13 protein-coding genes and 1 pseudogene are annotated in these 13,200 nt (G+C 54.7%); 4 read left to right on the top strand and 10 right to left on the bottom strand.

Annotated elements, in window-relative coordinates; all coding sequences use genetic code 11:
• Positions 1-62: 62 nt before the first annotated feature.
• Entirely contained in the window at positions 63-677 is a 615-nt protein-coding gene (locus AACU55_RS23175) for a TetR/AcrR family transcriptional regulator (protein WP_013575227.1), read from the bottom strand.
• An 89-nt stretch (positions 678-766) separates the two neighbouring features.
• On the opposite strand from AACU55_RS23175, the gene AACU55_RS23170 reads away from it, so the two are divergent.
• A complete protein-coding gene (locus AACU55_RS23170; RefSeq protein ID WP_134706209.1) occupies positions 767-2,218 on the top strand; it encodes an efflux transporter outer membrane subunit in 1,452 nt (483 codons plus the stop codon).
• A gap of 218 nt (positions 2,219-2,436) precedes the next feature.
• Here AACU55_RS23170 and AACU55_RS23165 read toward each other — a convergent pair.
• The 4 genes and pseudogenes from AACU55_RS23165 to AACU55_RS23150 all read right to left on the bottom strand — a co-directional run.
• Positions 2,437-2,604: pseudogene (locus AACU55_RS23165) on the bottom strand (NADP-dependent oxidoreductase); the annotation flags it as partial.
• A complete protein-coding gene (locus AACU55_RS23160; RefSeq protein WP_134706208.1) occupies positions 2,605-3,423 on the bottom strand; it encodes an oxidoreductase in 819 nt (272 codons plus the stop codon). It abuts the pseudogene before it with no gap.
• Positions 3,424-3,555: 132 nt separating this feature from the next.
• Entirely contained in the window at positions 3,556-4,338 is a 783-nt protein-coding gene (locus AACU55_RS23155) for an SDR family NAD(P)-dependent oxidoreductase (RefSeq protein ID WP_134706207.1), read from the bottom strand.
• Between the two features lie 60 nt (positions 4,339-4,398).
• Positions 4,399-5,490 (bottom strand): alkene reductase, encoded by a 1,092-nt coding sequence (locus tag AACU55_RS23150; RefSeq protein ID WP_134706206.1) that lies wholly within the window; start codon positions 5,488-5,490, stop codon positions 4,399-4,401.
• Positions 5,491-5,623: 133 nt separating this feature from the next.
• Here AACU55_RS23150 and AACU55_RS23145 point away from each other — a divergent pair, with 133 nt between their 5' ends.
• A complete protein-coding gene (locus AACU55_RS23145; protein ID WP_015689776.1) occupies positions 5,624-6,187 on the top strand; it encodes a TetR/AcrR family transcriptional regulator in 564 nt (187 codons plus the stop codon).
• Between the two features lie 151 nt (positions 6,188-6,338).
• Here the strand turns inward: AACU55_RS23145 and AACU55_RS23140 are convergent, their stop codons facing one another.
• Positions 6,339-6,878, bottom strand: a complete 540-nt coding sequence (locus AACU55_RS23140; RefSeq protein WP_134706205.1) for a DUF2058 domain-containing protein — start codon at positions 6,876-6,878, stop codon at positions 6,339-6,341.
• A gap of 223 nt (positions 6,879-7,101) precedes the next feature.
• Between AACU55_RS23140 and AACU55_RS23135 the strand changes: the two genes are divergently transcribed.
• Entirely contained in the window at positions 7,102-7,290 is a 189-nt protein-coding gene (locus AACU55_RS23135) for a YjfB family protein (protein ID WP_037034781.1), read from the top strand.
• A gap of 58 nt (positions 7,291-7,348) precedes the next feature.
• Here the strand turns inward: AACU55_RS23135 and AACU55_RS23130 are convergent, their stop codons facing one another.
• From AACU55_RS23130 to AACU55_RS23115, 4 genes are all read right to left on the bottom strand, one after another.
• Entirely contained in the window at positions 7,349-8,353 is a 1,005-nt protein-coding gene (locus AACU55_RS23130) for an isopenicillin N synthase family dioxygenase (RefSeq protein ID WP_134706204.1), read from the bottom strand.
• 17 nt (positions 8,354-8,370) lie between these two features.
• Positions 8,371-9,807: an amidohydrolase family protein gene (locus AACU55_RS23125; RefSeq protein ID WP_134706203.1), complete on the bottom strand. Its 1,437-nt coding sequence runs from the start codon at positions 9,805-9,807 to the stop codon at positions 8,371-8,373.
• A gap of 11 nt (positions 9,808-9,818) precedes the next feature.
• Positions 9,819-10,808 carry an ABC transporter substrate-binding protein gene (locus AACU55_RS23120; RefSeq protein ID WP_112151852.1) on the bottom strand — a complete coding sequence of 330 codons (990 nt, stop codon included), beginning with the start codon at positions 10,806-10,808 and terminating at the stop codon, positions 9,819-9,821.
• 262 nt (positions 10,809-11,070) lie between these two features.
• Positions 11,071-11,994, bottom strand: a complete 924-nt coding sequence (locus AACU55_RS23115) for a LysR family transcriptional regulator (protein ID WP_134706202.1) — start codon at positions 11,992-11,994, stop codon at positions 11,071-11,073.
• Between the two features lie 214 nt (positions 11,995-12,208).
• Here AACU55_RS23115 and AACU55_RS23110 point away from each other — a divergent pair, with 214 nt between their 5' ends.
• Positions 12,209-13,183, top strand: coding sequence for a PDR/VanB family oxidoreductase (locus tag AACU55_RS23110; protein WP_037034786.1), 975 nt, complete (start codon positions 12,209-12,211; stop codon positions 13,181-13,183).
• The last annotated feature ends 17 nt before the right edge of the window (positions 13,184-13,200 follow it).

Here is a 13,200-nt window from a genome sequence, read left to right as displayed (position 1 = left end):
TGAATTAGCAGGACAGTAACCGCATTCTCAGACTAGTGACCAATAATGTCAATAGTCACCACTCAGGGTGACAGACTTCTCAGTATCAGTGAGGACAGGAGTGCCGCAGCCGCCGGTGCCGTTTCCAGATTGTATTGCAACTGTACCGGACTGATGTAAGGCCGCATGACCAGATATATCGCGTGCGCCGCCTCATCCAGCGGCGTTTTTCGTTCAAACTCGCCCGCCTGCCGCCCTTCAACAATGATTTGCTCAATCAGTGTTCTCAGACGCTCTTCATGAGCCTCTGCCGACGGCCACTTATCCCGCGCCGCCACGGCAGCAATGTCATAAAGCTTGCGATCGTGAAAAAACAAATCACTGCCGGCTTCAGTCAGTGCCCTGAATAAACGCCGCAATTTTTCGGAGGCCGACGGGGCATCTGCAATCGCTGAATTGACAATCGCCATGATCATCGCCAGCCGGTTAGTGCAGATCACCTCGCCGATCGCTTGCTTGGAATCGAAAAATTTATAGATGTAGGATTTTGAAAAACCTATAGATTTAGCCAGTTCTGACACCGTGGTTTTCTCGTAACCAAAATGCCCGAAATGCTCTGTGGCAGCGTCAACGACCTGATCACGCACACTGTGATCTGATGGCCCCCTTGGGGGATGTACATTTATGTGTTTAGTCATTTTTCCAGCTTAGCTCAATGAGCCCTGATTGACAACGAGTGACCACTTGGTAATGTAGTCACACTTCAAAACTGACTCAAGGAATATCAATGTTCCCCCTCCGAACTCTTGCACTGGTGGTGAGCAGCGTCTTACTGGCGGGTTGCGCCGTCGGGCCGGATTACCATCGCCCGGATGCCCCCCTTCCTGAACGCTATCAGGCACAGTCTGCCGTCCAGCAGAGAAGCGCCTCCAGACCCGCCAGTTTTGCCGTCTGGTGGGACGGCTTCGGCGATCCCCTGTTAAGTCAGTATGTTACCGACGCCCTCGCGCAGAATCTTGATCTCGCGCAGGCCACCGCCCGCATGGCCCAGTCCCGCGCCGGACTGGGCGCGGCCACAGCAGCGCTGTTACCTTCAGGGAACGTCAGCGGGCAAGCGGCACGCGCGTATCAGTCGGCCGAAACCCCGCTGGGTCAGGTTCTCAGCGCAACGCCGGATTATAATCGCTACGGCAATAGCTATGAAACCGATCTCAACGCAAGCTGGGAGATTGACGTATTTGGGGGGCTGCGACGCGGGCGTCAGGCTGCACTGGCTGACTATCAGGCTTCCGAAGCGGGCGTCGCCGCAACCCGTCTTGCCGTCGCGGCTCAGACTGCCGATACCTATATCACCCTGCGCGGATTACAGACCCGGCTGTCCATCGCGGAGAAACAGGTCAGTACGCAGCAGGAGCTGCTGGAAAAGGTACAACTCCTGAATGCTAAAGGACTGGCTCCGGCGTATCAGGTTCGCCAGACCGAAGGGGAACTGGCGCAGGTTCAGGCAACCGTACCGGTTCTCCGTACGGGGCTTGATGCGGCCATGAATGCATTAGATGTCATGCTTGGCACGCCTCCCGGCACCCATCGCAGTCAGTTAGCGTTGCCGGGTGCCATACCGCAGGCTCCGCAGATAGCCTCAACGGGCACACCTGCCGACCTGTTGCGTCGCAGACCCGATATTATCGTGGCGGAGCGCCATCTCGCGGCGTCGAGTGCACGTATCGGCGTGGCCGTCAGTGAGTATTATCCGAAGTTTTCACTCAGTGCCCTGCTCGGCAGCGCAACGGCTGTGTCGGGCGACAACCTGTTCTCCGGCGGTGCCAGCCAGTCGGCAGCCGTGCTGGGACTGCGCTGGCGGCTCTTCGATTTTGGTCGCATCAACGCCCAGATAGATCAGGCGAAAGGCCAGGAAGCCGAAGCGCTCGCGGCCTATCGCCTGTCGGTATTACGCGCCACCGAAGACGTCGAAAATGCTTTCTCTGCCCTGGTCAATCGTGAAACACAGGCCGCCACGCTGACCCGAGGTGAAACCGCCCTGGCCAGCGCCCGCCAGTCATCTTTTATCGCTTACCGGCAGGGAACGGCCAGCCTGATGGACGTCCTGCACAACGATGAAACCCTGTTACAGGCTTCCGACGCCAGGGCGCAGGCGCAGACAGAATCTGCGCGCGCGGCTGTTGCAACGTTCAGGGCGCTCGGCGGAGGCTGGCAGCCGCCGGAAACGGCCACACCATAAGATGCCGCGGATCTTCCCTTACTTGTGTCACAGACGTGACGACCTTTTTACCGTTGATAACACGACAGAGCCGTACTGATAACCGGGGGACTGGGGCAAGATATGTCATCTGCGGCACCCTGTAGTCACAGGGGATTGGAGTTCTTGCGCGACTGGGGGCGATTCACCTGAACGATTATCTCCTGTCGCAGATGTCACCCCCTGTTGTTATCACGCGTGAATATTCCGGTTGGGATCATGTTATCAATCGGGTTCAGACCCACAGCGTAAACGTTAACCAGCATTTCATCAGCAGCGGGGGCTGGATAATCGATGTTATCGAATCCCGGCTCAGGAGATTTACCGTAGCGTTTAAACGTAAATGCTTACATCGTCTTATTCTTCATTTATTTTTTCGCATCAAGCTGAAGACTTTTGCGCACCACCTTATCCAGGAATGATGCAGGGGCGAATCTGAGAATAAAATTCAACTGACCAGCCAGCTTTCCCGCCGTATAGCGAATCTTCGGACGTGAAGTCTGAGCCGCTTTAACCACCACGTCAGCCACCACCTCCGGACTTTCCGCTTCAGCCATTGCCTTGCTCACCACTTTCGTCAGCTTAGCCCGGATCTGGTCATACTCCTGAAGCCTGGCATCCGGCTCGATGTTATTGGTTTCAAACTGTGTTTTCATGTAAGCAGGTTCGATGACCGAAACTCTGATGCCCTGCGTGCGCAGTTCATGATCCAGTGCGCCCGAATACCCTTCCACCGCATGCTTACTGGCCGCATAAAGTGCCACATACGGCAACGGAACGATGCCGAGTATCGAACCGATATTGATGATGCGCCCGCTGCCCTGACGGCGCATATAAGGGATCACTGCCCGGCTCAACCTGACGATGCCCAGAAAGTTGGTGTCGAAAATGTGTTTGGCCTGATCGACAGAACTTTCTTCCGCCGCCGCCGGAGCGACCCCAAAGCCCGCATTGTTCACCAGAACATCGATCCGCCCCTCCAGACCCAGCAACTCCTCAATGGCGGCCCCGACAGAAGCGTCGTCGGTCACATCCAGCGTCAGTAACGGAAACGGATGTTTTCCCGCCTGTGAACCACGCCGGCTCGTGCCATATACAGTAAATCCAGCGGCTAAAAGTTTACGGGCAGACGCTTCGCCAATACCTGAGGACGCACCGGTAACCAGTGCTACACGTTTTTTTGTCATGCTGAATAAGGCCTTCATGATGTGTTTAAGGTTTCTCATCGCTGATGAGAGGACAGGCTGTAAGGGATTTATGTTGGATTTACCGCTGTGCAGAACAGCCGGAAGACCGTTCTGCACAGTGCACCTCATTGATTACTGTGCTTTATATCGTTCAGCGGCTTCATCTTGTTTGATGTCTGAAAGCAGCGCCTGACGTGAAGCATCGAGGGTGTCCCAGCGGGCAGCATTATGTAAAGGCGGGATGGTGACCAGTTCACGACGGTCAAAGCCCACCAGTGCGGCATCCACTAACTCGCCCACTTCCATGAATTTTGCCGAGTTAGTGATGTCGATACCCGCCCGGTCCCAGATTTCCGTGTAAGTGCCGGCAGGGAGCACCGCCTGGATATAAATGCCTTTAGATGACAGCTCGACATTCATTCCCTGAGACAGGAAAAGCACAAAGGCTTTGGTTGCACCGTAAACCGTCATGGCAAATTCCGGGGCGAGTCCGACGATGGAACTGATGTTGACGATCGATCCTTCCCCCGCTTGCACAAAGCGTGGTGCCACGGCGCTGGCCAGTCTGGTCAGGGCGGTGACGTTAAGTGCGATAAGGCTTTCTATCGAATCAGGCGTCTGCTCGGTAAAACTGCCGGACTGCGCGATACCCGCGTTATTGATAAGGATGCCAATCCGTGTGTCTTCACGCAGACGGGATTCGACCGCGGCTAAATCACGCGTTTGCGTGAGGTCGGCAGGCAGAACGTCGACAGAAATGCCATTTTCCTGTCGCAGACGCGCGGCCAGTGTTTCTAACTTCGCTTTGTCGCGGGCGACCAGAACCAGGTCGTGGCCCCGGCGGGCAAACCGTTCCGCGTAAACAGCACCAATACCCGTGGATGCGCCTGTGATGAGAACTGAAGCTTTAGTCATAAGTTGATCTTCTTTCTTAATGTGTAAACAGAATCCGCAATGTGCGATGTATGTAGGGCTTTACTTGCTGGTCTCCGTCAGCGACGGGTAATCGGTATATCCCGCTGCGCCACCGCCATAAAGAGTTTCAGGATTGAGTGAGGCCAGAGGCGCGCCCGTCTTCAGCCTTTCGACCAGATCCGGGTTGGAGATGAACGGACGACCGAACGCGAACAGATCGGCTTTGCCTTGCGCAAGCTGAGCGGACGCCAGTTCCAGGTCATAGCCATTGTTACCGATGTAGGTGTTTTTAAAACGCCGGCGCAGGGAGTCGTAATCGAACGGTGATACATCACGCGGGCCGCCCGTCGCGCCTTCAACCACATGGAGGTACACGATGCCCAATGCATCGAGTTGTTCAGCGAGGTAATCATATTGTGGCTGCGGATCACTGCATGAAATCGCATTAGCAGGTGACACCGGTGAAATGCGTACGCCAGTACGTTCTGCGCCGATCTCATCTTTTACGGCCGCCGTGACTTCCAGCAGCAGGCGCGCACGATTCCCGACAGAGCCGCCGTATTCATCTGTACGCTGGTTTGCGCCGTCTTTCAGGAACTGTTCCAGCAGATATCCATTCGCGCCGTGGATCTCTACGCCGTCAAATCCGGCGGCAATGGCATTGGCTGCTGCCTTTCTGAAATCGTCGATAATCCCCGGTATTTCCTGCAACGCCAGCGCACGTGGTTCAGAGACATCAGCAAAACCGTTATTCACAAAGGTCTTGGTCTCAGCACGGATGGCGGACGGCGCAACCGGCGCAGCGCCACCGGGCTGTAAATCGACATGCGAAATTCGTCCTACGTGCCATAGCTGTACAAATATGCGCCCGCCTTTGGCATGCACGGCGTCAGTCACTTTGCGCCAGCCATCGATCTGAGCTTGTGTATAGATCCCCGGTGTATCCTGATAACCCTGCGCCTGTGGAGAAATCTGCGTCGCTTCGGTAATCAGTAATCCTGCGGTGGCACGCTGGGCGTAGTAGGTCGCCGCCAGTTCGCCCGGCACCAGCCCCGCTCCGGCCCGGTTACGTGTCAGCGGTGCCATCACGATGTGGTTGGCCAGTGTTATTGAGCCAAGATCATAGGGTTGAAATAGTGGTCGGTTGGTCATGTTTATTCGCCTGCTAAGTGGTGGGTCAAAGGTCAATATAATGATGATGATCATCATCTATAAAGTCAACCGGTTTGATTATGGTCATCATCAATGTATACTTAAACCCTATTTTTGAGAGGGGCAGGAAAGCATGAAAGTGTCAAAAGAGCAGGTTCGGGAAAACCGGATGCGCATTGTAGAAACGGCCTCAGAACTTTTTCGTGAGCGCGGTTACGATGGCGTGGGCGTGGCGGAACTGATGTCTGCGGCAGGCTTAACCCACGGCGGGTTCTACAAACACTTTGGTTCCAAGGCTGATCTGATGTCGGAGGCGATGAGCTGCGGTTTCAGGCGATCCGCAGAAAGCACGGCAGGTGTGGACCGGGAAAAATTTATTGAATACTACCTCTCCCGACAACATCGGGCTGATATGGGAAAAGGTTGTGTGATGTCGGCACTGGGCGCCGATACAGCCCGTCAGTCTGCGTCAATCAGGGCGGCATTTGCCGCCGGAATTGAACGTCAGCTGGCAGTTTTAGGAAACGAAAAAGAGGTGGAAGGCAGCACGCGTGCCGACCTGATTGACACGATTGCCCATCTTGTCGGTGCGCTGGTGTTATCCCGCGCCTGCCCTGATGATTCGTCTCTTGCGGATGAGATTCTGGAGGTTTGCCGCAGCCGGATTTTAAGCACCGGGATGTCTGGTGACTCATGAGCCTGAACTGAAACCTATTTCCCGTGGCTTATGCGAAATGTCACCCGCTGGGGATGGTTTACTGACACTAAATATTCAACCGGTTGATTCAAGCGGTCAGTAATCCCCCCCGATGAGAGTACCTGGCCTGGGCGATAACGGGCAAGCGGAACTACCACATCAAATCATCAGGCACTTTGAAATCAGCATACGGATCTTCTTCATCCTGCTCTTCCTGACTCAGCGCGCTGTTTAATACAATACTGCTGGCATCGCGCTGGGCAATTTTATCCGCAACGCTTGCGGGGATAATGGCATATTGCGTCTCGCCGCTGTGATCAGCAACCAGACGCGCGATGGCAAGACGACCACTAATCAACTGAGACTGGGTGGTCTTATCCACCACCATTTTTTTAATCAGATTATTATCGGTGAAGTTAAAATCAATATTGCCTGTTGAAATGACGATTTTGTTCATTTCAATCAGTTGCTTCACCTGCGCTTTATACTCTTTAGATAAGGCAGCTTGTTTTTGTTGTTCGCTCAGTTGCTTATCACGCTCCATCTGCGCTTTTTTATTTTCTTCCACCGCCTCTCTGGCCTCGCGCGCCTGAACGCGTGATTTTTTCGCCGTTCTCTGCACTTTGTCCATTTTTTTGCTGGTGACTAATCCTGCTTTCAGCAGTTGCTCTTGTAAGGAGAGTTTTGTCATTTTCGTTTCTAAATCCGTTGAATAATTTGTGCGATTATAACCGTAATTCCTGAGGCGATACAGGCTACGGAGCCTTTTCCACTTGCGTGCGGAATCGGAGCGTCTTTAAGCGGCTGCTCCGTCAGCAGTATTTATCGCTACAGTTATTACGGAAACTGCCGATAACCTTTCAGTTTCACGCCCGCATCAGTTCCTTTTATGTTGTACCGAACAGGAGAACAAAATGGATGTTTCGCAAATTGCATCGCTGGCGACCGGCCTTAATAGTCTGGATACCAGCACTCAGGTCAACAATATCCTGCTGAAAAAGTCGCTGGATAGTCAGCAGACGGCAGTGACCAGCATGATTGACTCGATCCCCGCGTTACCTGCTAATCCGGCAATCGGTCGCAATATCAATACCACCGCCTGACAGAGACAAAAAAGCCCGCGTGAGTAAACTCAGCGGGCTTTTTGTTTTTTATGAACGCTTACCCTTTGGCGAAGTTCGCCTGAATACGCTGTTGCAGATAGTCTTCGGCACTGATGGCCGGATACTTCGCCTGCGGCCCCAGAATTTCGACGTCTTTATTAGCCTGACAGAAAAACGCCAGGCTGTAGCGCGCGCCCTGATATTCGCCGGGCAGCGGACTTCTCACCCGATGGAAATTGGAGGGTAACTGATCGTCGCTCCAGCGCATCAGCATGTCGCCGATATTACAGGTGATCACGTCTTCGCGCGGTTCGATACTGGTCCACTGCTGGCTTTCGCGATCCTTGCCCGGACAAACCTGCAAGCCGCCCTGACCGGGACGCTGGAACAGCAGCGTCAGACAGTCAAAATCCGTGTGCGCACCGGCACGCCACATCCCTTGTTCCGATTGTTCAGTGGCATAGTAATGCAACATGCGCAGCGTACTCTGATAGGTTTGCTGATCAGGATTGTGCGCCTGCTCGAAAAAGTGTTCGGGGAAACCCAGTCTGAGCGCAAAACAGGAAAGCAATTTCATGCCCAGTTGCCAGCATTGCGATTCAAAACTCAGCATGGTGTCTTTAAAGGCTGGCAGTTCCTGTTCGCCCGGCCACAGCGACTCCATCAGCGGACGAGTGATCTGATAGGACTCTTTCTGATCCGGCGTTCGGGTTGACGGGCGTACCTGAGACTTATTTTCCCAACCGGCGTTACGCGCCAGCGGATACTGCGCTTTAACTTCGTCGGGCAGCGAGAAGAAATCTTCTGTCATGCTGAATGCCTGACGGATATCGTCCAGCGCAATGCCGTGATTGCTCACCTGAAAGAAGCCGATTTCCACCGCTGCACGCCAGAGTTCGTCGGCGATCTCACTTTTACGGTTTTCGAAATCTGAAAGATCGATGCAACGCACTTCGCGGGTAAATGTCTCTTCGCCCATCGCGCCCATTCCCGCTTCTTTTTCCAGTTCCTGCAATGCATAGCCTTGTGTTTCAACTGATGATGTGTGAGTGGATTGTGTCATTTTTTTATCCTTCAGAATCAATTAGGTTGACCCGCAGCGCGCTGTTGCAGGGTACGAACGGCAGACATTGCCTCATAGCGCATGGCGTCCAGATCGAGACCGGGAATGACGTCGTTTTCGACGATAACGCGGCCATTGACCATCAGCGCCTTCAGTGAGGCGCGACCGCCGCAGGCCACCGGACCGATTGCCATGTCGTGCAAACCGAAGTAACGCGGGTCGTCCAGCCGGTAAATGGCGATATCCGCCAGCATGCCCACCTGCACGGTGCCGCTCTGTTGCAGGCCGAGGATCTGCGCCCCGCCCGCGCTGCCCCAGCGCACTACGTCTTCGATGGATGCCGCATCGCCGCCGCCTTCAAAGGTGCCGCCGTCATAGCGCGGCTTCGCCAGCATGCCTTTTCGGGCGCGCTGCAACAGCCAGGCGGCATGCGCTTCACTTTGCATATCCGCGGCTTCGTTGGATGCCGCGCCGTCAACACCCAGCGAAACCGGTACGCCTGCCTGTTCCAGCGCCAGCAAATCAGCGATGCCGCTGCCCAGACGCCCGTTACTTTGCGGGCAGTGCGCGATACCGGTACGGGTTTGCCCCAGCATCGCAATCTCCTGCGGCAGTAACTTAACCAGATGCGCAAACCACACGTCGTCCCCCAGCCAGTCGTGTTCCGCACAAAACTGCACCGGCGTCATGTCGAATTTAGCGCGCGCCGCATCGAGATAATCCACGGTTTCTGACAAATGGCTGTGCAGCCGGATACCTAAACTGCGCGCCAGTTTCGCCATTTCACGCAACTGCGCACCGGGCGCAGAATGCAGCAGCGTCGTCGGTGCCATGACCACCCGGCGCAGAGACGTCGGTTTCGGATCGTGATAGCGGCCAACCAGCCGTTCCATATCCGCCATGTAATCATCGAAATTTTCAGGTCGCAGCGCCTGCGGTAAATCCTGCTCAATCGACCGTCCCTGCGTTGCGCCGCCCCGGCACAACACAATGCGCATGCCCAGCGCCTCCCCTTCACTGAACAGGATTTCCGAGGTATCGAACGGCATATCCGGCCAGTAAAGATAATTGTGATCCGCCACGGTGGCGCAGCCGGAACGCAGCAGTTCGGTCAGGCCGATACGCACCGAGAGGCGAAAGGTGGATTCATCAAACGTGGCGCGAAAGCGGTAAGGCGTCGCGCTTAACCATGCAGTGAGACTTTTGTTCAGCCCCTGCGGTTCGCCTTTGAGCAATGACTGAAACAGATGATGATGCGTATTGACCCAGGCCGGATAGACCACACAATCGCGGGCATCCATCAGGCGCTCGCCGGGCAACGCCGTCAGGGAACCGATCGCCTCGATGACGCCATCACGCACACGGATATCCGGCCCGGCGTGACGCGCGGCTTCTCCCGGCAGACCGGTGAGGATGGCGTGCGCATTTTTAATCAGTAAAGAGTCAGATGACATCGCAACACTCCTCAGGGTTTAACCTGCATGTGCTCAACAAATTCGGTGGTATACGCCTGCTTCCAGTCGGTATCCGCGTTTAGCAGTTTGGCGTTCACCATGAAATCACGGGTTTTCTGCCAGCGGGCTTCGGTCATGGTGCCCCAGCCCTGCGTCGCCGCGTCGCCGCCATCAATCAGGTGGTGCGCCTGGATTTGCTCAACACCCCAGGCCAGCAGGTCGTCGGTCATCTTCGGGTTATCCTTTTTGATCAGCGCATTACCCGCCGCCGGGTTTTGCAGATAACTCACCCAGCCTTCCATCGACGCCTTTACGAACTTCGCCATCGCGTCTTTCCGGCTGCTGATAAGTTCCGGGCGGGTGATCAAAATGCCACCGTAAGGCGGATAGCCGTGCTCCGAGAACAGGAAGAAATTGGATTTCACGCCAGCCTTCTGCGCCTGAAACACTTCAGAGCTGACATACGCCTGTTGCGCCACGTTCCCGTCGGCGACGAAAGGCTGAATGTTGAAGGTATACGGACGAACCTGAGAATCACTGAGCTGATAACGCGCCTTAAGCCACGGCCACCAGGTCGATTGCCCGGAGCTGGACACCAGAATGGTTTTGTCTTTCAGGCCGTCGAGCGACGTCACGGACGCATGCGTCAGTAAACCCTGCGGGTCGAACTGGAAAGGGGCGGCGATAGCTTTGGCCTGAAAACCACGCTGCACGGATTCGAGCAACTGGAGGTCATAACCGATGATCACATCCGCGCGTTTTGACAACAGTAACTGCATGCCGTTGATCTGCGGGCCGCCGGACTGAATACTGACATCCAGCCCGTAACGTTTGTAAATGCCTGTCGCCAGCGCCTGATAATAGCCGCCCTGTTCAGCCTGCGCGTACCAGGAAGTCAGCAGCGCGATTTTCTCATCGGCCTGCGCCGACAGTGAGAAAGCACCAGCAATCAGCGTGCTCAGCACGCAGCAAGACAGGGGAATGCGGGAAATTGACTTCATTGCTCCTCTCCTAATCATCGCCGGAGGGAGGATAAGCAAACGCGGCTCAGCCCCCCTGACCGGCTCAAAATGAACCGCGAAATGGTTGCTGAGCAATGTCCCGCGCAGTTGCCTGCACTGACCGCTTCTACTCACGTTTAACTATACAAAAACGATGCCAACTTCGCAGACCCGCTTTCCCTGCGCCTTGTCGGGATAAACAGACATCACACCCTGCAACCTTTGATTCATCACAGAGCGCCAGGCACCAAATCAGTGCAAATCAGTGCCGGTCGCGCCCCGGCGTCTGGATCTGGCTGAATAACATCTCCAGTTGTTTGAGCATCATCGAAGCGGCCAGAGAAAGCTGCCGTGAAGGGGCAACGCACAGGGACAGCGTAAAGGTTTTTAACTGCGGATCGGTCAGCGGAATAAACTGCAGTTCGTCGCTTTCCACCTCATCCATGATATCGAGCCAGCACAGAATACCGATGCCCATTCTCTCCTTAATCAGCGAGCGGATCATGTGGATGTTATTCGATACCGCGACCTCATGAATCATGTCGCCGTTGATATTCATCAGCGCCTGTACCGGCTCGGCCAGCATCAGCGGCGCGGCGGGCAGGATAAACGGATATTCCATGCACTGATTAAAACGCACGCCGCTTCTGCCCCCGAGCGGATGCCCTTTGGGCACAACAACACCCAAATCGATTTCGGCAAAAGCCCGCACCTGCAACTCGCGGGAGCTTTGCGGATTCAGCATCAGTCCGAAATCAGCATCGCCCGACATCAGCGCCTGCTGGATGTCCACGTTGTTCATGGTGGTCAGTGTGAATGAAATGTTCGGATACTCGAGATGCACCTTTTTGAGCATCGACGAGAAAAACTGCCGGTTGATGGCATCGATGGTGGCAATGCGCACGTGTCCGCGCCGTAACCCGCGCAGATCGTCGAGCTGTTCGCAGACACGCGAGAAATCCTTTTTCCAGTTATTGGCAGCATGCAGTAACAGCTCGCCCGCCGCCGTCAGCCGCAGCCCGGTGGGATGTCGCTCAAACAGCGGCATGGCTAATTCTTTTTCAACCCGCAATATCTGCCGGTCAATTGACGATGCGGCAACGTGCAGGGTTTCCGACGCCTTACGGAACGATCCCTGGCGGGCAACCTCAGTGAAGTACAGCAGAAACCGGGAGAATGCGAACATAATGAGTGCTCTCTTTTATGCAACGGGACGTGCGAATCAAAGCGCTGGACGCAACAGTTTTATAACAATAACGTAGCTTTCATTGCAACGGGAACAATCGTTTCACCGCTCATCAGGCCGGCTCCGCGCAGTAATGCGCGTTAGGACAGCGGGTTATGCGGCAAACGGACCGACTCCCCTTTTTATGAATGTTTCACCCGAGTCAATACGGTAAATGACGATGAAAGATGCCGGATTAATCCCTGTCAAAATTAAAACCGCCAATATCAACGGTGTCGGGAATATTTCCCTGCAGCTGGTTGCGCAGCAAGGAAGTTTATTACCGGCTTATTTACCGGGAGCACACATTGACGTTTTTATTCCCGAACTCGGCCCGCGCCAGTATTCTTTGTGCAGTGAAAACAGCAGCGGCGAATATTATGAAATTTGCGTCAAACTGGCGGAAAACTCCACCGGCGGCTCGCACTTCATTCATCATCATTTCCGCCCCGGCGATAACCTGATGATCTCGGCACCGCGCAATCATTTTCCGCTGCCACAGGCCGGGCGATATTTACTGTTTGCCGGGGGGATCGGCATCACGCCGTTGCTGGCGATGGCGGAACACCTGGCTGAGCAACAGATTGAATTTGAACTGCATTACTCTGTTTCAGACAGGGAGCACATTGCGTATCTGCCGCGTTTAACCGCGCCTGCCTTAGCGAAACACGTCTTTTTTCATGACAGCAGCGCAAACGATTCCCTGCGCCATACCACGCCACTGAGTTTGTTGCAGCCGGATGAGAATACGCGGGTGATGGCCTGCGGCCCGGACGGATTTATTCAGCGGCTTAAAGACATTATGCAGACCCATCACTGGCAGGAAAATCAATTATCTTTCGAACGGTTCAGTAATGCGAATCTGAATAATGAAGCCGACAGCCAGGCATTTCACATTCAGCTTAACTCCACCGGACAACGTTATTTAGTCGGCCCGCACCAGACGATTGCTGAAATCCTATTAAGTGCCAGAGTCGATATTATGCTGTCGTGCGAACAGGGTATTTGCGGCTCCTGTATTACTGACGTGATCGACGGTATTCCCGATCACCGCGACTGCGTGCTGACTGAAGAAGAGAAAGCGGAGAATACGCAGATAACGCTGTGCTGTTCGCGATCCAAAAGTCCCGTTCTGGTCCTCGACCTGTAATGTCCACGCGGAGCCTG

This window comes from Rahnella sp. CJA17(1/100) (assembly GCF_963881615.1).
GTDB lineage: Bacteria > Pseudomonadota > Gammaproteobacteria > Enterobacterales > Enterobacteriaceae > Rahnella > Rahnella aceris.
This window is presented reverse-complemented; position numbering and strand designations above follow the sequence as displayed.

Bases quoted from the DNA above. Each gene is read 5' to 3' on its own strand.
- AACU55_RS23175 (WP_013575227.1), bottom strand. From the start codon at position 677: ATGACTAAACACATAAATGTACATCCCCCAAGGGGGCCATCAGATCAC.
- AACU55_RS23170 (WP_134706209.1), top strand. From the start codon at position 767: ATGTTCCCCCTCCGAACTCTTGCACTGGTGGTGAGCAGCGTCTTACTG.
- AACU55_RS23160 (WP_134706208.1), bottom strand. From the start codon at position 3,423: ATGACAAAAAAACGTGTAGCACTGGTTACCGGTGCGTCCTCAGGTATT.
- AACU55_RS23155 (WP_134706207.1), bottom strand. From the start codon at position 4,338: ATGACTAAAGCTTCAGTTCTCATCACAGGCGCATCCACGGGTATTGGT.
- AACU55_RS23150 (WP_134706206.1), bottom strand. From the start codon at position 5,490: ATGACCAACCGACCACTATTTCAACCCTATGATCTTGGCTCAATAACA.
- AACU55_RS23145 (WP_015689776.1), top strand. From the start codon at position 5,624: ATGAAAGTGTCAAAAGAGCAGGTTCGGGAAAACCGGATGCGCATTGTA.
- AACU55_RS23140 (WP_134706205.1), bottom strand. From the start codon at position 6,878: ATGACAAAACTCTCCTTACAAGAGCAACTGCTGAAAGCAGGATTAGTC.
- AACU55_RS23135 (WP_037034781.1), top strand. From the start codon at position 7,102: ATGGATGTTTCGCAAATTGCATCGCTGGCGACCGGCCTTAATAGTCTG.
- AACU55_RS23130 (WP_134706204.1), bottom strand. From the start codon at position 8,353: ATGACACAATCCACTCACACATCATCAGTTGAAACACAAGGCTATGCA.
- AACU55_RS23125 (WP_134706203.1), bottom strand. From the start codon at position 9,807: ATGTCATCTGACTCTTTACTGATTAAAAATGCGCACGCCATCCTCACC.
- AACU55_RS23120 (WP_112151852.1), bottom strand. From the start codon at position 10,808: ATGAAGTCAATTTCCCGCATTCCCCTGTCTTGCTGCGTGCTGAGCACG.
- AACU55_RS23115 (WP_134706202.1), bottom strand. From the start codon at position 11,994: ATGTTCGCATTCTCCCGGTTTCTGCTGTACTTCACTGAGGTTGCCCGC.
- AACU55_RS23110 (WP_037034786.1), top strand. From the start codon at position 12,209: ATGACGATGAAAGATGCCGGATTAATCCCTGTCAAAATTAAAACCGCC.